The organism is Sulfurisphaera javensis, from assembly GCF_041154675.1.
Lineage (GTDB): Archaea > Thermoproteota > Thermoprotei_A > Sulfolobales > Sulfolobaceae > Sulfurisphaera > Sulfurisphaera javensis.
This window is the reverse complement of record NZ_AP031322.1, coordinates 1,236,596-1,257,272: the sequence shown is the minus strand read 5'-3', so window position 1 is coordinate 1,257,272 and position 20,677 is coordinate 1,236,596. Positions and strand designations below refer to the sequence as shown.

Sequence of the window (20,677 nt, the reverse complement as noted above, 5' to 3'; positions counted from 1 at the left end):
TTCATTCCCTTAAATAACTGATATAAAGCATGTTATTTGCAGCATCCCTAAGTAAATCAGCACAATCCTCTAACCTATCCCCTATATCTTTTGTCAGCATCATAAATGCTAACTCATTCTCTTTCTCAAATAACTTTAACTCAAAATTCCTATATAAATCATCAACTTCTTCTTCTATTTTAATTATATTTCTAGCTTTTTCTGCAGATTTCTTCGCATTAAGAGAAAGCAATCTAAAGGATTCTAATGCACTACTTGTAGCAGCAATTAATTTCTCTATCATACTTACTAAAAGTGAATGTAATATTTTATCCTCTATTTTAATTCTGCTTTGAAGAACAGAGTATCTATAGGAAACAGCACTTAAATTCTGTGCAACTTTTTCTATGTAATTTAATATATCTAAGTATAAGCTGGCAGTTTCTATTCCTTCTTTCACCTTTATTATATATTCACCAGCTTTATATTTAGAATCTTCTACAACTGACTTCAAGCCATCAATCTTAGAATATATCTGCATATGATTAACTTCATTTTCATTAAATTGTTGATATAATAATCTTAGTTGGTCAAGAATGTTATTAAGTATATTTTGTATTTGCTCTTCAATATTCAGTTCTGGAACACTCATCTATGTTAGAAAGATGAGTAATGGTTAATAAATAAATTGCATTACTAATGACCTTATTTTTTCTAACATTTCAATATCTTTTTCAATATCTTCCTTCAAACTCATTTCAATCTCCATTACTTTCCTTAAGGCTCTTTCCTCATCATTAATTCCTACGACGTAAAAATAGTTCATAATTCCTAAAGCTTCTTCCTTTAGTTTTGGATCATTAGAATTTTTGATATGTTCGACAATACTACTTATCCCTCCTAATATCTGTTTTCTAGTTTTCCTCATTCTTCTTAAAAGCCTAGATAATCTCTCTGTCTCTATTTCTGGCAATTCTACTAAATTCTCTAGCTCTTCTAAGTATGAATTATGTTCTTCAATTACTTGATCAAATTGTAATAATACTCTACCTATCTCAATATCATTTTCATTCATTTAGAGGCCCTCACACTAACAGTACTATTATCTTCAAGACCAAGTTTAATCATATCAGCCTCATTTCCATATATTTCAGTCTCTGGTAAACCATCTTGAATTATAACCTTAAACTTTGCTCTTCTTCCTTTTACAGAAACTTCAACCTCTTCAGTTATTCCTAACTCATTAGCCAACTTGTTAGAAATTAAAATAATGCCCTGATCTACATCCGGCCTTTTCCTCATTTTCACTCTTTTTTCTTTAGGAGGAGCTTTACTTTTCTTTAGTGATGACGCTGGTGGTATGATATTTACTAAAGATTTGACATCAATTTTCTTTTCCTCTTCTTTTTCCTCCTTACTCATTTTCATTATTAATTAGCTTACCTACCTTATTAAACTCTTCACCTTTGAATAACCTATCTAATGCTGATATAATCTCATTAATACTAACTCTTATTTGTTGCCAACTATCTCTATCCCTAATAGTAATAGTATTATCAGCTAAAGTTTGAGGATCTATTGTAATAGAATATGGAATACCTATTTCATCAGCTCTTGCATACCTTTTCCCAATACTTCCAGAATCATCAAAAATTGCGTCAAACTTCTCTCTCACAATTTCGTAAACTTCCTTGGCCTTCTTTATTAACTCTTCTTTCTCTAAGAGAGGAAAGACAGCTACTTCGTAAGGTGCTATATATTTAGGTAAAGATAATATAATTCTATTGTCTTTTTCTCTATATGCATTAAGAAGAGTTAAATATAAACATCTCTCTACGCCAAAGGAGGGTTCCACGACATGAGGTATAATCTTCTCACCAACGACCTTTTCTTCCCTCTCTAATATCTTAACATAATCTCCAATGTTTTTACCATCTACTTTTTCTCCTTTATTAATAAGTTCTTCTATTTCTTCTGGCCTCTTAGAATTTATAAAAGTCATAAGATTCTTTACGAACTCTTTATCTTCTTTATTAAGTTTATCTTTATTTATTACTACCACTTTCTTCTTTATAATTTTAGGACTTTCATATTTCTTAAATATTGTCATATCTTGCCCACTATACTTCATGTGCCTGCTTAAATCATAATCAGTTCTATAGGCATGACCAGATATTTCGACCTTCTCCTCCCCTATTACAGCAATTTGATCAAATGTTTGTTTAGAATAATGAGCCCTTTCATGAGGTAATTTTTCCTCAAAGTAATATGAATTTATTCCAAGTGCAGAAACAAATTTTGTAGCTGTAGCCATCCAGTATAACATCCATGGATTTAAAACAATTTTTTCTTCAAGTAACTCTTGAATCGAATATTCTTTAGGCTTCTCCCCTTTTACTTTATCCTCCCCCCTAAGAATATTTAACTTCATATTTCCAAACTTTTCTAAAGGCGGATTTACATTGCTTTCTGGATCGAAGAAGAACTCTAATTCCATTATCGTAAATTCTCTCATTCGTATTAACCCTTGCCTAGGTGAAATCTCATTTCTAGCAACTCTCCCTACTTGAGCAATACCAATTGGTAATTTCTGCCTAAAAGCTTCGTAAACCCTCTTAAATGAAGTAAACATACCTTGTGCTGTCTCTGGTCTTAAAAACCCTTGATTTCCACTATATGGACCAATGTTGGTACTAAAAAGTAAGTTAAATAGCCTTACTTCACTAAGCTCTCCACCACAGGCTGGACACTTAATGCCTTTTTCTCTAATTATTCTATCTAATTCTGAAGGAGACAAACCCTCAACGTTAATTTTAGCTATTTCCTCTATCAAGTGATCAGCCCTATATATCTTATGGCATTTTGTACATTCTACTATTGGATCAGTAAAGTTTTCAACATGTCCACTGGCTTCTAAAACTTTATAAGGCGTTATAACTGGCGTTTCAACTTCTACTACAAAATCAGAATTATCATAAACAAAGAATTTTCTCCATAATTCAACTATCTTGTTTTTAATTCTAACACCTATAGGACCTATATCGTAAAGTCCAGCCACGCCACCATAAATCTCATAAGACGGCCAAAAGATTCCTCTTCTTTTTGCCAATTCTATTAACTTCTCACTCATACGAGATAAGCATATAAACGAGATTAAAAATTTCTACTCTCATGTCAGACAGTAGATTATTATATTTGAATGAAAATAGCAGATTATTTGCAGGCTTCAATAAACCTACATCACCATTTGTAATAATAGGTTTACCACTAGATATAACAAGTAGTTTTAGACCAGGGTCTAGATTTGCACCTTCAACTATAAGAGAATATGCACAATATATAGAATTTTATTCAATAAGGACTGGAATTGATATGGGAGAAATAGGATTTAACGATGTTGGAGATGTTGTAATGCACCCCTCAGACGTCGAAGAAAATATAAAAAGAATATCAGATGTAACAAGCTATTTTGCTGAAAAAGGAAAAATAGTCATTAGTATAGGTGGAGAACATTCAATAACTGTAGGAACTACAAGAGGAATTAAACCCGATTGTGTATTAAGCATAGATGCACATCTCGACCTAAGAGAAGAATATATGGGTTATAGATATGATCACGCATGTGTAATGAGACGGATATCGGAGCAAGGAATCAAAATAATGGAAATTGGGACTAGAGCAATATCCAGAGAAGAAATAGAATATGCTAACAGAAATGGTATAGCATACATAACACCACATCAAATAAAGTTAATGGGAGTGAGAGAGACAGCACAAAAAATAGTAAATAATTTCAGAGAATGTGAAAAAATCTATATAACATATGATATGGATGGAATAGATCCTTCATACGCTCCTGGAGTAGCTACACCAGAACCAGAAGGATTAGATCCATCTACAGTTTTAGATATAATCTCATTAGTCATAGATAAAAGAGTCATAGGATTTGATGTAGTAGAAGTTTCTCCACCATATGACCCTACTGGAATAACTTCTGTTTTAGCAGCAAGAATAATACTAGAAACAGCAGCACAAATATATAAGGCTAGATCGCTTTAACAACCTTAATTGTTGGTTTCCTTACCATATAAATTATTTTATATCCACAATATGGACATCTAACACCCGGTAAAGCTCTCAATTGTTCATCATCAAATTCTTTCCAGCACTTTCCACATCTATACCTTGCCATAAAACACAATAAAAACAACATAGTTAAAAACCTAACTGTTAACAGAAAAGTTGAAAAATCCCTAATACAATATGAATTTTTGAGAATGTCTGATAATCTTTGTGGAGGTTTACCACCAGAAATATGTGAACAACTAAATAAAGAAGAACAATTCATAAAAATAAAGGTAGAAAAAAGAAGATATGGAAAAGAAGTAACTATAATAGAAGGTTTATCTGGTTCTGACATGGAATTAAAGAAAATAGCTTCTGAACTCAAATCAAAATTAGCTGCTGGTGGCACTGTTAAAAATGGGAAAATAGAGTTACAAGGAGATCATAGAGAAAAAGTAAAAGAACTATTAATGAAAATGGGGTATCCAGAATCTAATATAATAATAATAGAGTAATGAAAAGAAAAGGAAAAAAGAAAAATAAAGACAAAACTTTTATTGATTTGGAATTTGAATCTTTAATTCTTGTGTTAATTCCTTGTATCTGTTTCTAACTGTTACTTCAGTAACACCAGCAATTTGTGCAATCTCTTTTTGAGTCCTTCTTTCATCGTTAAGTAATGCAGCAATATAAATTGCAGCAGCAGCTAATCCAGCTGGGTCTTTACCAGCAGTCAAACCAGAACTTTTAGCTTTTTCTATAATATCAATAGCCATCTTCATTGTAGCTCCACTTAAGCCTAATAGGCTACCAATTCTAGTTACATAATCCTTAGGATCACTCACTGGTACTTCTATATCAAGTTCTCTCAATATTAACCTATAACATCTAGCGACCTCTTTCCTATTAGCTTTAGTAAATTGAGCAATTTCATCTAAAGTTCTAGCCATCTTCATCCTTCTACATGCTGCATATATTGAAGCAGCAACCACACTCTCAATGCTTCTTCCTCTCACTAATCCCTTCTCCACCGCCTTCCTATATATTAAAGCTGCTTCATCTTTTACAGCTTTAGGTAAGTTTAATAAGTTCCCTATTCTCTCTAATTCATTCATAGCTTGAGCTAAGTTTCTATCAATTGAAGATTGAATCCTAGCCCTAATTTGCCACTTTCTCCATCTTAATACCTCTAATCTTCTCTTAGGGTCTAAAGTCCTACCCATAGCATCTTTATCTTTCCAGTCAATTACAGTAGATATACCCATATCATGTATAGTTTGATTAAGAGGACCACCAACTCTGCTCCTCTTCTCTTTTTCCTCTGGTGTAAAAGCTCTCCATTCAGGCCCTTGATCAATAGCTCTCTCTTCTATTACTTCACCAGTTTCTGTACAAATATATTCTCCTCTTTCCTCATCAAAAACTATTTTATCAGGAGGACAAGGAGTTGCAGAAGCTTGAGATTTATTAGTTTCTGACATAGAACCACCTAGAAGGGGGCATAAAGTTTTAAAACCCAATTAAAAATTTTACCCTTCACTGGTATATAAACTTTTCTCTAAATATGTTTCAATGAAATTTATTCGAATAAAAGTTAAAAGTCACACTACAAATAAGATATTATGAAACTAGTTTATGCTGGCATAGGATTACTCTTTCTTGGTATTATTATTTTAACTTTAGCTTCGATTAGCAATATACCTATATCACAAACTACTACAAGTGGAGGGTTTACTGGAGTAATATTTATTGGACCATTTCCAATAATAATAGGAGCTGGTAATTCTTCTCAATTACCATATTTATTTACATTTGGCATAATATTTACAATAATTGCAATAATATTTTTCATATTACCATGGATATTTAACCAAAAAAGTCGCGGATCCAGCTATTAACATAAATTCCATTTCTTCAAGCTTAAATTTTTTAGGATAAGAAGACTATATTATAACGCCGCGGTAGTATAGCCCGGTCAAGCACGTGCACCGAAAGTATGCGGGCCTCTCAAGCCCGTGGCCCGGGTTCAAATCCCGGCCGCGGCACTAATTTTGTATTAAATTGAAAGGTTTTACATTCTCTTTATAAAGCCGTAAATGAAACATCAATCCTTATTTTGGAACAGCCTCACTTTCTTATAAGTAAAGTGATTTAGTATGCTAATTGATCTGATTTTTCCGCATAAAGCAAAGGTTCCCTCATTAATTCAAGTTTAATGTCTCATCTGAGGGGCAGTCTGGAGGCAGAGACCCCTTCCCATGTTTGCTGTATTTATACTACATCATTTTTTGATAGCGTTTTTTGAACTTTGTAAGCATTCATCCTAGCCTAAAGGCCTTCTTTTCATATTTTTTACAATATTATTTCTAATGCGATATTAATAGAATAGAAATAAAAACATAAAGGTTTAAATCCTCAAAATTCTGAATTAGAAACGGGGGTAGGGGATGATGAGTTACCCGGCACCCGGCAACTGAGACAGAGGGTCAGAGGCCACCCCATACCCCCTTAGTTCTCTCTCCTTATACTAAAATAAGCTTAACTATGTTGCTTTCCATACTATTTGTTTCAGCTTATTGGGAAGCAAATTTGAAATAAACAAGTATTACATTGTGATAAAATTTTATTCTAAGTTTCTGTTATACTTTCAATCTATTTTCTTTGAAACATGAAACATTTTACGTTAATTTCCATGTTTATTCTGAAACATTTTCTAGCCTCTCGAGCTCGTGGCCCGGATTAAATCTCGGTCGCAGCATTGAAGGACTATGTCCACCTTCAACCTCCATTTTGAATTTGTGATATAATTCGACAATCTTATCTAAAGGACCGATATAAGTTTACTTCACATCACCATTTTTATAGACGTATTACTTCCATTCTATTTCTCTATAATTATATCGCCACACTTATATACAATCTTTCATCATTATAGATATTGAAAACGAAATTTATTAAGCAATTATTTTTGTCAAACATAAAATTGAACTTTTCATAAAGTCAAAATTCTTTTCAGCATAATAAATTGATACTTTAAAATTGTTTAGATTTCTGCTATAACACTTAAATCCTCCTCATGTATAAACCTATTTGTGGTGAAAAGAAATAGCAATAACTAAAGAAAAACTATTGGAAAGAGGCAAAGAGATAATTGATAAAGCCAGAGATAAAAATATAATACTGAGATTAATTGGGGGTGCTGCAGTAGCAATACTCGCCCCAAAAGGTAGTGAGATGTTTGCAAGAAAATATAAAGATATAGATTTCTTTGGACTTTCTAGCCAAAGTAAGAAAATAAGCGAAGTTTTAGAGAGCGTTGGAATGATTGGGAATAAGCGTTTTAACGCTTTGCATGGCGATAGAAGATTAATGTTTTACGACCCACAAATAGATTCTACGATAGACGTTTTTTTAGACATTTTTGAGATGTGCCATAAGATAGACCTAAAAGACAGGCTAACCATAATGCCTTATACTATTCCCCCTTCCGATCTTCTCTTAACTAAATTACAAATTGTAAAATTAACTGAAAATGATATAAAAGATGTTTTCGCTCTCCTTACTGATCTAAGCTTAGGGGATCATGATGATGAAAAAACTATAGATATGAATTATATCTCTAAATTGCTTTCTGATGACTGGGGATTTTATACAACCGTAACTGATAATATTGATAGATTATTAAATGAGTTTAATCCTCCACAAAATGTTGCTGAAAAATTGAAAGCATTAAAGGAAAGAATAGAAAAAGAACCAAAAACATTAAAGTGGAAAATGAGAGCTAAGATTGGAAGAAAAGTTAAATGGTATGAAGAACCAGAAGAAGTTGGTCAATTTAAGGTAGATTCTAATGCGGGGGGTGGGACTTGAGTTAAATAACTCTAGCAAAATGTAGAAGAAAAATGATAATATGTTGCTTATTTAAATTAGCATTCTATTCCTTGACTTTCAAGATAGTTATCCATTTCAGATATTAATAGTTCAATTAATTCATCTTCATCAGCTTTCGCATTCATATAATTCATTAATCCGTTTAAATACTGTTGTGCTTGCTGTTCATACATTATTTTCGCATTCCTTGGTAAATTTGGTTGTGCTTCTATACAAGAGTTCACTTGAGAAAGTACTTCATTATAAACCTTATTTAATTTTTCAACATAAGGTTTAGCATCTTGAACTATTTGATTAACCTCATCCCACTCATCCACTGCTACAACTGCTGCAAACGCAATACTAGATAAGATACCAGCAGAAATTAACTCACTCATTGCCCTCTTAGCCTTACTTATAACCTCCAATCCTATCTCAACAGCCTTCTCTTGCTTTAAACCAGCAGCAAATTTTAACATACCTTGACGCGTAAAATCAGTAGGAAGCCTAATAACTGGCAAAATATATAAACCAATATCAAAATCATCCGGAACACTTTCCAATATACTACTATCTTGAGCCTTAGAAACCACACTATTCCCAATCTTAACCCAATAGTTCACAATACCAGAAACCAAACCAACAACACCATAACTACTACAAGAAGTACCACCAGCCCAAGTACTAGTAAAAACAGGACTACCAATAGAAGCCTTATTAATAGTGAATAAGGAAGATGTTAGTCCATTATATTTTTCTGGATATAATATTCCCTTTTTAGAGTAGAATGGTGAAGATTTTGTTGAATCTGCTAAGACATATACCTTGCCTAAAAATATTGATGGATCATAGTTTCCAGCATACTCAACACCAGAAGTATAATATGCTGGATAAGGATAAGGAAAAACACCACTCACTGAAGATAAGAAATTAATTATTCCAAGACTAATGTAATAATGTCCATTACTAGTATAATAAAAGTTCTTGGAATACGTAAGTGTTAAGTAGATTATATCTGGTTGGTATGTTAATAATTGTGCTATAGCTATTTTAAGTACGTTTTCGTTTACTGATTCTTGATAGTTTGCATTTGGTAGTGAGTAGTATGTTGGGTTTATCCAATTGAAACCTTTAGGGGGTAGTATTGGTATTATGCATATTTCCATTAAATCATCTGTAATAGAATTGGAATAGATGTCTAGTTGGTTAGCCTTGAGTTTGCCTACTCCGTGAACTTTTACTCTTTGTTTATCTGCTGTTCCGAATTGTTTTCCTCCTTGGAATACTATTATATTACCAGATCTCCAATATTTTGAGCATCCTCCAATATAATATAGTATATCTGAATCTTTCTCTTGTACTATAATACCTTGTCTTATAATGTCTATGAGTGAGTTTGTTGTTGAAGCTATGCTTTCAGCTATAGCTATTGCTGGGTATAGCCAGAACTTATTTTGATTGTATGTATCATAATTTCCTGTTACTAAGCATTTTGCTTCTTCCTCTAATCGTAAAGCATATTGTTCTGATAATTGTTTTGATGCTATAGCCTCAACTAATAATGAATAATAATTTGTATAATAAGCATATTTGTATAATTCTTCTAGTTGAATGTATTGTCTAATATACGATTGTATCACGTACTCATATCCAGCTGAATTATCTGCTATTTGCTTTAACACTTGCTCTTGAGGCTCTTGAGAAGACATATATTATACTATCCTTTAACTTTTCATAAAAATTTTCAAAAGAAGAATTTAAATGAAATTTCTCTATAAAATTGATTAGAATTTCTTTAACATATTAATTTAAATTGTGAGAATTTTAGATCTATTAAGTTTTATATCAATTTAGTTCTTCTTTGAAAAATAAACAATATTGTAATAAAATGCGGGGGGTGGGACTTGAACCCACGCAGGCCTTCGCCAACGGGGATCTCACTTTTTACGTCCTGAGCCCGTCCCCTTTGACCTTGCTCGGGCACCCCCGCTTACTTTATTTTTCTCTTTTGTAGTTTTAAATTTACGCCGGGGGCGGGACTTGAACCCGCGTGCCTCAGAGAGGCAGTAGGTCGCCCGCCTTAAACGCTGGAAAAGTCTCGAGCCTACCCCCTTGGTCCGCTCGGGCACCCCGGCAAATATAAAATTAGATTCTTAAAAATAAAAACTATGCTGGAACAGCTACAGGATTTTCCTTTGTCGAAATCCTTTTCTCTTTTTCTATTACCTCTCTTATATGCTTAGGAATACTGAACATGGTATAGTGTGTTTCACCATCATAAAATTTCAATTCTCCCTGAATTCTTTCTTTTATTCTTTTGTTGACTTCATCTTTTGTTAATTCAGTAGGCGCTACATTATCTGATGCGTAAACAAATCCCCATAATCCGTCGAATGCTGGTACATAGACTATTCCAGCACTTACTTTCTTGAATACTTGCCTTATAGTATTATAGATGATGGAGAAAGTTTCTAAACTGAATGAAGGAGAAGTTGCTTGAGTTACTATTCCGCCTTTAGTTATTTTCTTTAGATCTTCATAAAACTCTTTAGTGTATAATAACTGAGAGGGAGAATCTTTTATTGGATCAGTTAAATCTATTACTATTGCATCATAAACTTCCTTAGTTTCTTTTATAAATTTGTAACCATCTTTTATTATTAATTTGCTTCTTGGATTATCGAATGATCCTTGATGCCATTCTGGTAAATATTTCTTAGCAAAGTCAATTACAACTGGATCTATATCAACCATTGTTGCACTTTTAACACTTTTATGCTTTAAAACCTCTCTTAGAGTAGCTCCTTCACCTCCTCCTAAAATTAGGACTTTTTCTGGGTTATTGAGTGATAAAAGTAATGGATGAACTAATGCTTCATGATAGATGAACTCATCTGCTAATGATGATTGAATTTTCCCATCTAATATTAATGCTTTACCAAATCTAGCTAATTCAACTAAAAGAGCTCTTTGATAAGGTGTTTTCTCTTCCGCTATTACTTTGGTTATTGCATGGCCATGAAATTCATATGGCGTTTGCCATTCAATATGCCAATGCCATTCATACATTTATACAAGCCTCAGACCATTTACTTTCTTATTCTGCCAGCTATATCTTCTTATTTTTTTGGTTCTACCAAATCCACAAGCAGCGCAATAACCTTTTCTAACGTTAAAGGAATTTCTACCACATCTTCTGCATCTAACGTGAGTCGGCGATTTGTTCATTTTTCCGAATGAAGGTGTACCTTTCATTTCATTAAAAAGATAAAGACACTAAATTAAAACTTTAACCTTCCACTTAGCTTTATAAACTACAAGCCCTACTGATTTTAGATTGAAAAATGTTAAAAGATAAAGATTTTGTCTATATAGATTACATTGCAAAAGTAAAAGATACTGGGGAAGTTTTCGATACGACTATTGAAGAAGAAGCAAAGAAAGCTAATATTTATAATAAAGAAAATAAATACGGACCAAAATTAGTTATATTAGGTGAGCATAACGTTATCCAAGGGCTTGAAGAAGCATTATATCAAATGAACCCCGGAGAAGAAAAAGAGATCGAAATACCTCCAGAAAAAGCTTATGGCCTAAGAGATAATACAAAAGTCAAAACAATACCTTTAGGGGATTTGAAGAGACAAGGAATAAGCCCATATCCAAATATGGTCGTTAGATTATCTAATGGTTCGTTAGCTGTAATTAAAAGTGTATCTGGAGGTAGAGTAATATTAGATTTAAATCACCCATTAGCTGGTAAAACTCTTGTATATAAAGTAAAGATAGTTAAAGTATTGGAAAGTGAGGCAGATAAGATAAAAGCGTTAATTGAAAGATGGTTAGGCTCCTCTTACGTTGATAAATTGAACATGGAGTTAGATGAGAAGAAGAATGTAAAATTTACTCTGCCTAAAGAATTATTCTTAGTTGAGGACATCCAAGTAAGAAAATATATGCTAGCAAAAGACATAATTAACTACGTATTACCAGACTCTACGATAACTTTCATCGAAAATTATAATAAAGATGTTTTTAGTCGATAACTCCAGTTTCTTTAGCTATTTTTTCAGCAGCCTCCCAAGTTATACCTCTATCACCTAAAATTGTGTATCTTTCTGGCCTTATTGTATGTGCAATGGTTAATGCTTTTATTACAATTTCATCTGGAATTCCTAACTGTTTCGCTTTAGTAGATAAACCAACTTTTTTCATTGCATTCTTTATTTTAACCCAATTAATCCCATGAATATAAGCCATAAGGATGGTTCCTAAGGCTACTAACTCTCCATGTAAGGCTTTATCTGGGTATAAAATTTCAATTGCATGAGCAAATAAATGTTCAGAACCACTTGCTGGCCTTGTACTTCCAGCCATTCCCATAGCAACACCACTACTTATTAAAGCTTCAGTAAGTATTCTGACTCCAGCTTTCAGATCTTTATCAAGAATTTTTGCACAAGATATAGCATGTTTAGCTGACATTAAAGCTAAGGAAGCAGTATAATCTCCGTAATACTCTCCTCTCAGTTTTGCTGCTAATTGCCAATCTCTAACGGCAGTTATTTTACCTATTGTATCTCCTATTCCAGCATTTATTAACCTTCTAGGTGCTGAAGATAATACATTAATGTCTGCTATTATTGCTATAGGGCCTTTAGCTTTTACTGAAGTCGGTTTACCTAATCCTTTAATTGACGCAAAAGGAGAAGTTATTCCATCATGAGAAGGAGCTGTAGGAATACTTATAAATTCCTTTCCAATTCTATAGGCTACATATTTTGCAACATCTATTATATTACCTCCGCCAACTCCTATTATGGTGTTAGCGTTTATTTTTTTTGCTACTTCTTCAACTTTACTTACTTCGTCCATTGAAGCAATTTTTACCTCTATTACTTCTAGTTTTTCATCCCTTAAAGTTTCTAGAACTTTATTTGTTATTATTTTCCTAACTAGAGGTCCAGTAACTATAAGAAATGGCCCAGAAAGATTGAGTGAAGTAATATAATCTTTAGTATTTTCAATTATATCATAACCAATATAAACTTTCTTTGGTAAATCAATAATGTGTTCCTTTAGTTCCACAACTTATATAACAAGAATTTAAATATTAAAAGTTAGCATATGTACTTTGTATATCTACTTCTTATAGTTGGTGAAATGTGTGTCCTCTCTTAGATTGAATATAATAGCAACAATATATAATAATATACCAAAAGAAGCTGGAATAACAAAAATAGAGTTTGAAGGACCAGAGATAGCTATATATGTAAAGAACCCATCAGTCCTAGCAGATAAGACAGAATTATTTAAGAAAATAGCAAAAGATATACGAAAAAGAATTGTACTAAAAGCTGATGAAAAAGCTAGAAGAGATAAGAAAGAAACAATAGAAATTATAAAGAATATAGTCCCTAAAGAAGCAGAAATAACTGATATAAAATTTGATGAAGAACTCGGTGAAGTTCTAATTAAAGCGAAGAAACCTGGTTTAGTTATAGGAAAAGGAGGAACGATACAAAACAAGATATTTTTTGAAACTTTTTGGAGACCAATAATAGTTAGAGAGCCTCCAATTAAATCCAGAACTTATGACAGCATTCTAACTCATATTTACAATGAAACTGAATATAGATCTAAAATGCTTAAGGTCTTTGGAGAGAGAATACACAGAGAACTTCTATTTAAAGATAGAAGTGTAAGAATAACAGCATTAGGTGGATTTCAAGAGGTTGGGAGATCAGCCGTATTAGTTGAAACTCCAGAAAGTAAAGTACTACTTGATGTTGGATTGAATCCAAGCGTTAGTTATGGAGAAAGATTATTTCCTAAACTTGATATAGACCAAGTAAGACTTGAGGACATTGATGCCGTAGTAATAACTCACGCTCATTTAGATCATTGCGGTATGGTACCATTACTATTTAAATATGGTTATGATGGACCAGTATATACAACTTCTCCCACAAGGGACATTATGGCATTAATGCAATTAGATGCTTTAGATGTAGCTGAAAAAGAAGGAAGACCACTCCCATATACAGCAAAAGAAGTTAGAAAAGAACTTTTACATACAATAACTCTAGATTACGAAGAAGTAACCGACATCGCACCAGATATAAAACTAACTTTCTATAACGCTGGACATATTTTAGGTTCAGCTATGGCACACCTACATATAGGTGATGGAACACATAATATAGTCTATACTGGTGATTTTAAGTATGCTAGAACAAAATTACTTGACAAAGCTAATGACGAGTTCCCAAGAGTAGATACAATGATTATGGAAACAACATACGGTGACCATGAGCAAGAAGGGAGAGAAGAGGCTGAAGCGAAACTTATAGAGATAATCAACAGAACTGTAAGTAGAGGAGGTAGAGTATTAATTCCAGTACTTGCGGTTGGAAGAGGACAAGAAATAATGCTTGTCCTTAATGATGCAATGAAGAAGAAACTCATACCAGAAGTACCAATATACGTTACTGGTTTAGTTGAAGAAATAACAGCAATACATAATGCCTATCCAGAAATGTTAAGTAGAGAAGTAAGAGAAGCAATACTTTATAAAGATGAAAATCCTTTCATGTCAGAATTCTTCCACAGAATTGAAGGATTTAGAGAAGATATAGCACAAGGTGAACCTTCAATAATATTAGCAACCTCTGGAATGCTTAATGGAGGACCAGCCGTAGAATTTTTCAAGACAATGGCTCCAGACAGTAGAAATGCGATAATTTTCGTTAGTTATCAAGCAGAAGGCACTTTAGGAAGAAAAGTAAGCGATGGAGCCACTGAAATTCAAATAATTGATAGAGATGGAAGGGTAGAGAATATACAAATAAAGATGGAAGTCCAAAGAGTAGAAGGATTTTCTGGACACTCAGATAGAAGACAATTATTGAATTTCTTAAGGAATCTCAATTCAAAGCCTAAGAACTTAGTTTTGAACCACGGTGAGCCTGGATCAATTGAATCCTTTAGAAGATATGTAGAGAGAGAGAAGACTAAAATAGGATTAAATGGAACAAGAGTTTATGCACCGCAGATACTTGATAGCCTTAGAGTAGTATAAGTTTTAAGGTATATCCTCCGTTACATTAAACCTATAATCTTTTAAAGTCCAATTAAAAATAATCTTATTGGTTTTATGGGCCCGTCGTCTAGTCTGGTTAGGACGCCGCCCTGACGCGGCGGAGGTCCTGGGTTCAAGTCCCAGCGGGCCCATTGTGGGGGTACAACCCCCACACCCCCACTTTTCAATTCAATATATGATTTTACGACCTTATCTAAAGGACCAACGTAAGATTCCCTTATCTCACCATTCACGTTCTCTAGAATGTAAACATAATACCGACCTTTTCTTTCCCTTATTATCACATCACCATACTTATATCTCGTTTTTTCTTTAGGGGACACCCCTAAAACCCCACTCCTAATTTTACGATTGCCAATTTTGATTTATAAGTCTTTGGCAACCCGTAAATTTTGCCGTGATATTACGGTGAATTGAAAGAAGACGGCAAAGAATCCTTATCGGCGAGAAAAAATGAAAAAATAATACTCGGATATCGCGAGACAATCCTTTGTAATTCATATTTAAGCGTTTAGGGTAAGTATTACCTCATTTATCCCCCAATATTTTATCAAGTATTATGTAAAAAGACCTCTATCAGAGGTGAAAATATGGTAAACACGAAATCATTTAAACTAAACTTGACCCCAGAAAAGTACGAAACCCTAAAGAGGATTAGCAAACAGACGGGAGTAAGTATGAATGACATCATACGCTTAGCAATAGATAGATACCTAAAAGAGGCGTCATCATAAAGTCAGACGCATAAGCGTTCGTCACAAAAATCGGTAGGGGGGTACGCTCAAAATGAATATAGATAGAGAGAGTAAAAAAAACCTATGCCTTATTAACCCTAGTGTATTTCAACACAAGATTCCCTTCAGAGTCTTTCTCTACGCTAAGGATAAAGTTATCATCTCTAGATATCTGATAAGCCTCAACAACATCTTTAGGAATATTAAGATAATAGACTTCGTTACCCGCGCCACTTTTTCTTACAAACGGTCTCATATGGTACCTTATTCTTCGCCTATTTATAAACTTTTTATGATAGAAAGGTTTATATATACGTACGTAAAGATAAAGTATAAGGGACGAAATATGACACAAAATGTGTCACAAAAATCGAAACCTAAAGTCAAAAGATTCGTTTTTTATGCAACTCCCGAGTTCGTGGAAGAAATCGAGAAAATCGGAGCAAAGTACGGGATAAACAATAGGAGCGAATTGATACGAATGGCGTTAAGAGAATTCGTCGAAAGGAGGGCTAATAAAAATGGCTAAAATCGAAATTGAAGGGGACGAAATGGTAGAAAGTTGCGAAGTCGATAAAGACCACGGCGAATATTATCCAGTCTGTTATAATACTGAATTTGATGTTGACGTAGAAGATATTGAGTTTAGCGATGACGAAATAGAAAGAATCGTAAGAGATAACGTAGACGAAGTTGCTAGGATTTTAGCGTATGATAACAAATTATTTAACGAAATAGTTCAAAAAGTACTAAAGATTAAGGAAAGGCGTGCAATTTCGGAAAAACGACACATGAAACCGTAAAAGGCCCTTTTTAAATCCTCTCTTCTAATGGGTTTTCAGAAAAAATAAGGTGGTCGGAATGAAGGTGTTCAGTTCAAAATCTAATAACGCAAATCAAAATAAAAAGCCTACCGCTAATAAGAAAACTATCTACGTATATCCTGGCAAAAGTATTATCGCCAAAGTTCTAAATAATCCCTTCAAATCGAGATACTCCTATGGCGTAGAGATAGAACCCTTAGACGGTAATTATTACGATAGTAAAAATAAGAAATGGTATAAAGCGAAAGAATTAGCGAATTATCGTGTCGTTCTTAATCTAAAAGACGAAGATGCAAAAGGCGTTAGGAAGGGCGATATTCTCGTTAAAGGAATTGACGTAGAACGATTCATACTTTTGGGTGATGAGTAATGGCGAAAAGACTAAGTGAAATTCTAAACGCGAAAAAACAGAATAAAGGTAAATCTGAATCGTTTGCAAAAACTTCTATCAAAAACTCTCAAACTGTCAACGATCAAAATGTACAATCTAGAAGAAATAATTTCAATGTGTTAACAAATACCCCTACCCATTCTTCGAATTCGTCGTTTATTTCAGACTCTATGCAAAAAACGACTAATTCGACTAATCCCGGGGGGTTTTTTAAAATAAAAGAATTCGAAGATTCGTATAGAAAAGAGACGTTAAAAATTTCAGTTAGTGCAAAAAACAAAAGCGTCGTTAACATATCGTTAAAATTTTCTAGATTCGAAATAAGGGCGAAAGGATTAAACGATAGGAATAAGGCGAAAATCGTACTAATACCAATTTATCATATTACATTTTATTATAAGGATAGAAAAGTAGGCGAGTGCGAAAGCAATAATTGTGACGAGACATTAAGCGAAGTATCTAAAGCGACTAAAAGAAACGTAACGATTAAGGAATTGCGTGATAACATAGACAACATAATTAGCAAGAAAACGTTAGAAGTGAAATTAATAGATATCGTTACTCAACTACCCGAATTTAAGGATATCGAAAAGAACCCATACGAGTGGTTATTTAAGAAAACGTCCAAAATCGTCGGTAATGAGAAATTCAAAAAGTATATTGCGTACGCAATAACTTCATCTCAAATAGAATTAGATAATGACGATTTGCGTTTTAATATCGGTATCGAAGGAAGTAGTGGCGAAGGTAAGACTAAGACTATCGAGGCTGTGTTAGACTTATTACTTCGCGGTGAGTCGTTAGAGGACGAGATAGTAATTATTGCCGACGTTATAACGAAAGAGGCGATTACATGGTTAGACGGTTATAATTGGGACGGGAGAATTTTGTATGTTAATCAAATTGACGGGTTAAATCTTGAGCGTCTAAGACCAATATTAAGCGAAGGAAGAATTAACAAATTCGTGACTGAACAAACGACGGATGGATTTCGAGTTAGAACGCTCAGAGTATATGGTAAACCGGCGCTCATTTACTCCATAGTTACGGATAAGTACGATATTACGTTAGAACAATTACTTAATCGTACTTGGAGAGCGTATTTACCCTCAGATGATGACGAGAAATTAAGGGCGATAATAAGAAATAAAGCGTTAAAGTTGTACGAAAAGGTTACTGACGTAGACCGTTTAATATTCACGGGTTATATCTTAACTCGTCCTAGAAACGTGGAATTTGACGAAAAAGCCGTTAAATTATTAGAGGATTTCCTTATGGACTTAAAGCAATTGACTAACGACGATAGAGTGGCAAAAAGACGTTTAGATATATTATTAGCGTTTCTAAAAGCAAAGGCGAGTTTCGAAGGACGTAATTTAATCACATTAGAGTATCTTAGGGACGTTCTTGAAGGAGAGTTTCGTTTCGACATAATGTATAATGTTGTCGGTATTAGTGAGAGAGAGTTTAAGGTTCTAGAGGCGTTATACGAATTAACTAAGTCGTTAAGAGAAGATGACGATATTGCTAATTATCCTAAGACTAGAGTTATAGCGGAGGAATCCAATTTCGACGACTCAATAACACGAGACGTTTTAGAGTCGTTAAGAGGAAAACATTTAGTAATATCGGAAAGAATTGGTACGGCGTACCATTGGAAAATTACGACGATAGGAAAGAGATTATTATCGTATTTCGAACATTCTGATGACGTTATCGAAACTGATACGGGTATAGCGGAAAACGACTTTTTTCATGATGACGGAAAACGAGATTCGTCAAATGCCATGCGTAGCAATGACGCCAGAGGAATGTCAGAGAGCAACGGAAAAGATGCTGAAACTATGGAAGGAGGGACGGAAGATATTATGACTTTAGACGCTTACAAATATCTAAAGAGCCACGGGACTATCGCATTACGCGACTTCATTGACGCTTTCGGTACTGACGCTTTCGAAAAACTGAAAGATAGATTAGAAACGTTCACTGCAGATAACGAGATATACATCAGACTGAGAGACGTTAACAACGTCTGTGAGAAGTTTGACGGTATGGAATATGACGATAGGAACGACATTATGGCGGATTGCTTACACAAAGCGAAAGCGTATATCGATAGAACTACAGACGAACGCGGGATTTTCAGAGTGATAAAATATTTATAATGAAATAATGCGATAATATATTGAGAGGAAATAATCACGCGTGAATGCAAAAAATTGTAGCCACCAAAATGTAATATAACGACCTAAATGACAGTGGCTAACGGGGTAAAGTTTGAAAATCACGCAAAAAATACTATCAGCCAGAAGGAAAAAAGAACAAGAAATAACGGCTGATAACGGGGTATAGGTCACTCCAATAATAAAGTTTGAAAATCACGTAAAAAATACTAGCTCAAATAACGGAAAATGAGGACGTAAATAACGTGAGCTAACGGGGGTACTCATTATAATATAATATGTTATCCCATTTGACGGGGAATAAGGGCGTAAATGACGTGGGATAACGGGGTATTCATTATAATATTATATAGTAACCCGGCTAGTGGAAGGGAAAAAGCACGGGTTTTTAGGCTTGGTAACGGGGTATAGGTTACTATAAGTGTTGATAAAACTCCTTAAGCCATTCCGCATACTTCTTATAATGCTCTTTCGCTATTCCGAAAAGCGAAACGTAATGTTGCGTTAGTACGCGAGTAGGCTTTCTACCCTGGATAAAATCGATTACGTCAAGTGGAATTCCCAGTTCGGCTAATTTCGTACTTACAAACTTTCTAATGTATTTTATTGGTAAAGCGTCTCTGTGTTTCTCAAAGTCTTGTATTGCATATTGCGTTATACTCAACTTCCTAAGGGGCGTTATGTGGAATACATAAAATACTCCTTTATAACCGCGAGTCCATGCTAATGGATAATAACATATCCCATTATCGCAAACATCACGCTCTGGCTCTTTCAACACTTTCAATATTTCGCTTAATCTCGCCCCACTTTCTAACGCGAGACGATAAACGAGATAGACGTTTTCACTGTATTCTTTCGCTAATTGAAGAGTACGCTTTATTTCTTCAATCGTAGGAACATATAAATCGGCGTTACTCCTGGGTACTTTTAACTCCTTCAATATCTTGTTAGCGAACTCTTCACTGATTAATCCACGGCTAATTAAGAACTTTGTGAAAAGTCTATACGCTTTAATCCCCGCATCTGATAATCTAACCTCACGGGTTTGTAAGTAATGCAATCTCTCTTTTGCGGTCTCTTCGCTTATTTTTCGTTCATTAATTAGATAGTCGTAAAAGTCCTTTAAGTTGCCGTCTGTCGCATATTGGAGTAAATTGGCAACTAACGATTTTTTAGAGCGTTCTTTACTCTCTTTTATGCCCTGACGCGGCGGAGGTCCTGGGTTCAAGTCCCAGCGGGCCCATTGAAGGGGGAACATCCCCTTCAACCCCCAATTTCAATTCAATATATGATTTTACGACCTTATCTAAAGGACCAACGTAACGCTCCTTTATCTCACCATTCACGTTCTCTAGAATGTAAACATAATACCGACCTTTTCTTTCCCTTATTATCACATCACCATACTTATATCTCGTTTTTTCTTCCCTCATTTAAGAGTAATGAGATTAAGTTGCTGAAGATGATTGAGAATATTATGGGAGAGAGAAAACATGGTTAAGGTTAGTAATGTTGCATAGACGATG

Annotated in this window: 25 protein-coding genes, 4 tRNA genes and 1 pseudogene; 13 read left to right on the top strand and 17 right to left on the bottom strand. The window is 34.0% G+C overall.

Annotation, left to right across the window (positions count from 1 at the left end):
- Position 1: 1 nt before the first annotated feature.
- The 4 genes from ACAM25_RS06825 to glyS are packed head-to-tail and all read right to left on the bottom strand — an operon-like array spanning position 2 to position 3,109.
- Complete coding sequence (locus tag ACAM25_RS06825) at positions 2–631, bottom strand: DUF47 family protein (RefSeq protein ID WP_369611546.1); 630 nt, start codon at positions 629–631, stop codon at positions 2–4.
- Positions 632–655: 24 nt separating this feature from the next.
- The gene (locus ACAM25_RS06820; protein ID WP_369611545.1) at positions 656–1,054 is read right to left on the bottom strand and encodes a hypothetical protein; all 399 of its coding nucleotides are present in this window, start codon (positions 1,052–1,054) and stop codon (positions 656–658) included.
- A complete protein-coding gene (locus ACAM25_RS06815) occupies positions 1,051–1,407 on the bottom strand; it encodes a hypothetical protein (RefSeq protein ID WP_369611544.1) in 357 nt (118 codons plus the stop codon). The genes ACAM25_RS06820 and ACAM25_RS06815 overlap by 4 nt, the downstream gene beginning before the upstream one ends.
- A complete protein-coding gene (gene glyS / locus ACAM25_RS06810) occupies positions 1,394–3,109 on the bottom strand; it encodes a glycine--tRNA ligase (protein ID WP_369611543.1) in 1,716 nt (571 codons plus the stop codon). The genes ACAM25_RS06815 and glyS overlap by 14 nt, the downstream gene beginning before the upstream one ends.
- Before the next feature lie 41 nt (positions 3,110–3,150).
- Here glyS and speB point away from each other — a divergent pair, with 41 nt between their 5' ends.
- Positions 3,151–4,038 carry an agmatinase gene (speB, locus tag ACAM25_RS06805; RefSeq protein ID WP_369611542.1) on the top strand — a complete coding sequence of 296 codons (888 nt, stop codon included), beginning with the start codon at positions 3,151–3,153 and terminating at the stop codon, positions 4,036–4,038.
- On the opposite strand, the gene ACAM25_RS06800 is transcribed toward speB, so the two are convergent.
- Entirely contained in the window at positions 4,025–4,171 is a 147-nt protein-coding gene (locus ACAM25_RS06800; RefSeq protein WP_369611541.1) for a DNA-directed RNA polymerase subunit P, read from the bottom strand. The genes speB and ACAM25_RS06800 overlap by 14 nt on opposite strands.
- Before the next feature lie 85 nt (positions 4,172–4,256).
- Between ACAM25_RS06800 and yciH the strand changes: the two genes are divergently transcribed.
- Positions 4,257–4,559: a stress response translation initiation inhibitor YciH gene (gene yciH / locus ACAM25_RS06795; RefSeq protein ID WP_369611540.1), complete on the top strand. Its 303-nt coding sequence runs from the start codon at positions 4,257–4,259 to the stop codon at positions 4,557–4,559.
- 39 nt (positions 4,560–4,598) lie between these two features.
- On the opposite strand, the gene ACAM25_RS06790 is transcribed toward yciH, so the two are convergent.
- Positions 4,599–5,525, bottom strand: coding sequence for a transcription initiation factor IIB (locus tag ACAM25_RS06790; protein ID WP_369611539.1), 927 nt, complete (start codon positions 5,523–5,525; stop codon positions 4,599–4,601).
- Between the two features lie 141 nt (positions 5,526–5,666).
- Between ACAM25_RS06790 and ACAM25_RS06785 the strand changes: the two genes are divergently transcribed.
- Positions 5,667–5,942: a DUF131 domain-containing protein gene (locus tag ACAM25_RS06785; RefSeq protein WP_369611538.1), complete on the top strand. Its 276-nt coding sequence runs from the start codon at positions 5,667–5,669 to the stop codon at positions 5,940–5,942.
- Between the two features lie 57 nt (positions 5,943–5,999).
- Positions 6,000–6,089 (top strand) — tRNA-Glu (locus tag ACAM25_RS06780).
- 651 nt (positions 6,090–6,740) lie between these two features.
- On the opposite strand, the gene ACAM25_RS06775 is transcribed toward ACAM25_RS06780, so the two are convergent.
- Positions 6,741–6,878, bottom strand: coding sequence for a putative integrase (locus tag ACAM25_RS06775; protein ID WP_369611628.1), 138 nt, complete (start codon positions 6,876–6,878; stop codon positions 6,741–6,743).
- 271 nt (positions 6,879–7,149) lie between these two features.
- Between ACAM25_RS06775 and ACAM25_RS06770 the strand changes: the two genes are divergently transcribed.
- Positions 7,150–7,914: a hypothetical protein gene (locus ACAM25_RS06770; RefSeq protein ID WP_369611627.1), complete on the top strand. Its 765-nt coding sequence runs from the start codon at positions 7,150–7,152 to the stop codon at positions 7,912–7,914.
- Positions 7,915–7,970: 56 nt separating this feature from the next.
- On the opposite strand, the gene ACAM25_RS06765 is transcribed toward ACAM25_RS06770, so the two are convergent.
- The 5 genes from ACAM25_RS06765 to ACAM25_RS06745 all read right to left on the bottom strand — a co-directional run bounded on the left by ACAM25_RS06765 (position 7,971) and on the right by ACAM25_RS06745 (position 11,169).
- A complete protein-coding gene (locus ACAM25_RS06765) occupies positions 7,971–9,623 on the bottom strand; it encodes a hypothetical protein (RefSeq protein WP_369611537.1) in 1,653 nt (550 codons plus the stop codon).
- Between the two features lie 180 nt (positions 9,624–9,803).
- Positions 9,804–9,904: transfer RNA gene (locus ACAM25_RS06760), tRNA-Leu, on the bottom strand.
- Between the two features lie 35 nt (positions 9,905–9,939).
- A tRNA-Ser gene (locus ACAM25_RS06755) sits at positions 9,940–10,049 on the bottom strand.
- A 31-nt stretch (positions 10,050–10,080) separates the two neighbouring features.
- Complete coding sequence (speE, locus tag ACAM25_RS06750; RefSeq protein WP_369611536.1) at positions 10,081–10,983, bottom strand: polyamine aminopropyltransferase; 903 nt, start codon at positions 10,981–10,983, stop codon at positions 10,081–10,083.
- A complete protein-coding gene (locus ACAM25_RS06745; protein ID WP_369611535.1) occupies positions 10,984–11,169 on the bottom strand; it encodes a 50S ribosomal protein L37e in 186 nt (61 codons plus the stop codon).
- 89 nt (positions 11,170–11,258) lie between these two features.
- On the opposite strand from ACAM25_RS06745, the gene ACAM25_RS06740 reads away from it, so the two are divergent.
- Entirely contained in the window at positions 11,259–11,960 is a 702-nt protein-coding gene (locus ACAM25_RS06740; protein ID WP_369611534.1) for an FKBP-type peptidyl-prolyl cis-trans isomerase, read from the top strand.
- On the opposite strand, the gene ACAM25_RS06735 is transcribed toward ACAM25_RS06740, so the two are convergent.
- The gene (locus ACAM25_RS06735) at positions 11,950–13,002 is read right to left on the bottom strand and encodes an NAD(P)-dependent glycerol-1-phosphate dehydrogenase (RefSeq protein WP_369611533.1); all 1,053 of its coding nucleotides are present in this window, start codon (positions 13,000–13,002) and stop codon (positions 11,950–11,952) included. The genes ACAM25_RS06740 and ACAM25_RS06735 overlap by 11 nt on opposite strands.
- Positions 13,003–13,081: 79 nt before the next feature.
- Between ACAM25_RS06735 and ACAM25_RS06730 the strand changes: the two genes are divergently transcribed.
- Both ACAM25_RS06730 and ACAM25_RS06725 read left to right on the top strand, forming a co-directional pair.
- Entirely contained in the window at positions 13,082–14,995 is a 1,914-nt protein-coding gene (locus ACAM25_RS06730) for a beta-CASP ribonuclease aCPSF1 (protein ID WP_369611532.1), read from the top strand.
- Between the two features lie 77 nt (positions 14,996–15,072).
- Positions 15,073–15,147 (top strand) — tRNA-Val (locus tag ACAM25_RS06725).
- 21 nt (positions 15,148–15,168) lie between these two features.
- On the opposite strand, the pseudogene ACAM25_RS06720 reads toward ACAM25_RS06725, so the two are convergent.
- Positions 15,169–15,300, bottom strand: a pseudogene (locus tag ACAM25_RS06720) (putative integrase); the annotation flags it as partial.
- 306 nt (positions 15,301–15,606) lie between these two features.
- Between ACAM25_RS06720 and ACAM25_RS06715 the strand changes: the two are divergent.
- Complete coding sequence (locus ACAM25_RS06715) at positions 15,607–15,750, top strand: ribbon-helix-helix domain-containing protein (protein ID WP_369611531.1); 144 nt, start codon at positions 15,607–15,609, stop codon at positions 15,748–15,750.
- Positions 15,751–15,832: 82 nt separating this feature from the next.
- Here ACAM25_RS06715 and ACAM25_RS06710 read toward each other — a convergent pair whose 3' ends face one another.
- A complete protein-coding gene (locus ACAM25_RS06710; protein WP_369611530.1) occupies positions 15,833–16,006 on the bottom strand; it encodes an AbrB/MazE/SpoVT family DNA-binding domain-containing protein in 174 nt (57 codons plus the stop codon).
- Here ACAM25_RS06710 and ACAM25_RS06705 point away from each other — a divergent pair, their 5' ends adjacent.
- From ACAM25_RS06705 to ACAM25_RS06690, 4 genes are read left to right on the top strand one after another with little or no spacing between them, the layout of a single operon-like run.
- A complete protein-coding gene (locus tag ACAM25_RS06705; RefSeq protein WP_369611529.1) occupies positions 16,007–16,279 on the top strand; it encodes a CopG family ribbon-helix-helix protein in 273 nt (90 codons plus the stop codon). It begins immediately after the preceding gene.
- Positions 16,272–16,553: a hypothetical protein gene (locus tag ACAM25_RS06700; RefSeq protein WP_369611528.1), complete on the top strand. Its 282-nt coding sequence runs from the start codon at positions 16,272–16,274 to the stop codon at positions 16,551–16,553. The genes ACAM25_RS06705 and ACAM25_RS06700 overlap by 8 nt, the downstream gene beginning before the upstream one ends.
- 58 nt (positions 16,554–16,611) lie before the next feature.
- Positions 16,612–16,944 carry a hypothetical protein gene (locus ACAM25_RS06695; protein WP_369611527.1) on the top strand — a complete coding sequence of 111 codons (333 nt, stop codon included), beginning with the start codon at positions 16,612–16,614 and terminating at the stop codon, positions 16,942–16,944.
- Entirely contained in the window at positions 16,944–19,130 is a 2,187-nt protein-coding gene (locus ACAM25_RS06690) for a hypothetical protein (RefSeq protein ID WP_369611526.1), read from the top strand. Before ACAM25_RS06695 ends, ACAM25_RS06690 begins: the two co-directional genes overlap by 1 nt.
- A gap of 433 nt (positions 19,131–19,563) precedes the next feature.
- Here ACAM25_RS06690 and ACAM25_RS06685 read toward each other — a convergent pair whose 3' ends face one another.
- Positions 19,564–20,409 carry an integrase gene (locus ACAM25_RS06685; RefSeq protein WP_369611525.1) on the bottom strand — a complete coding sequence of 282 codons (846 nt, stop codon included), beginning with the start codon at positions 20,407–20,409 and terminating at the stop codon, positions 19,564–19,566.
- The gene (locus ACAM25_RS06680; protein WP_369611524.1) at positions 20,336–20,584 is read right to left on the bottom strand and encodes a putative integrase; all 249 of its coding nucleotides are present in this window, start codon (positions 20,582–20,584) and stop codon (positions 20,336–20,338) included. The genes ACAM25_RS06685 and ACAM25_RS06680 overlap by 74 nt, the downstream gene beginning before the upstream one ends.
- Positions 20,585–20,677: the final 93 nt, after the last annotated feature.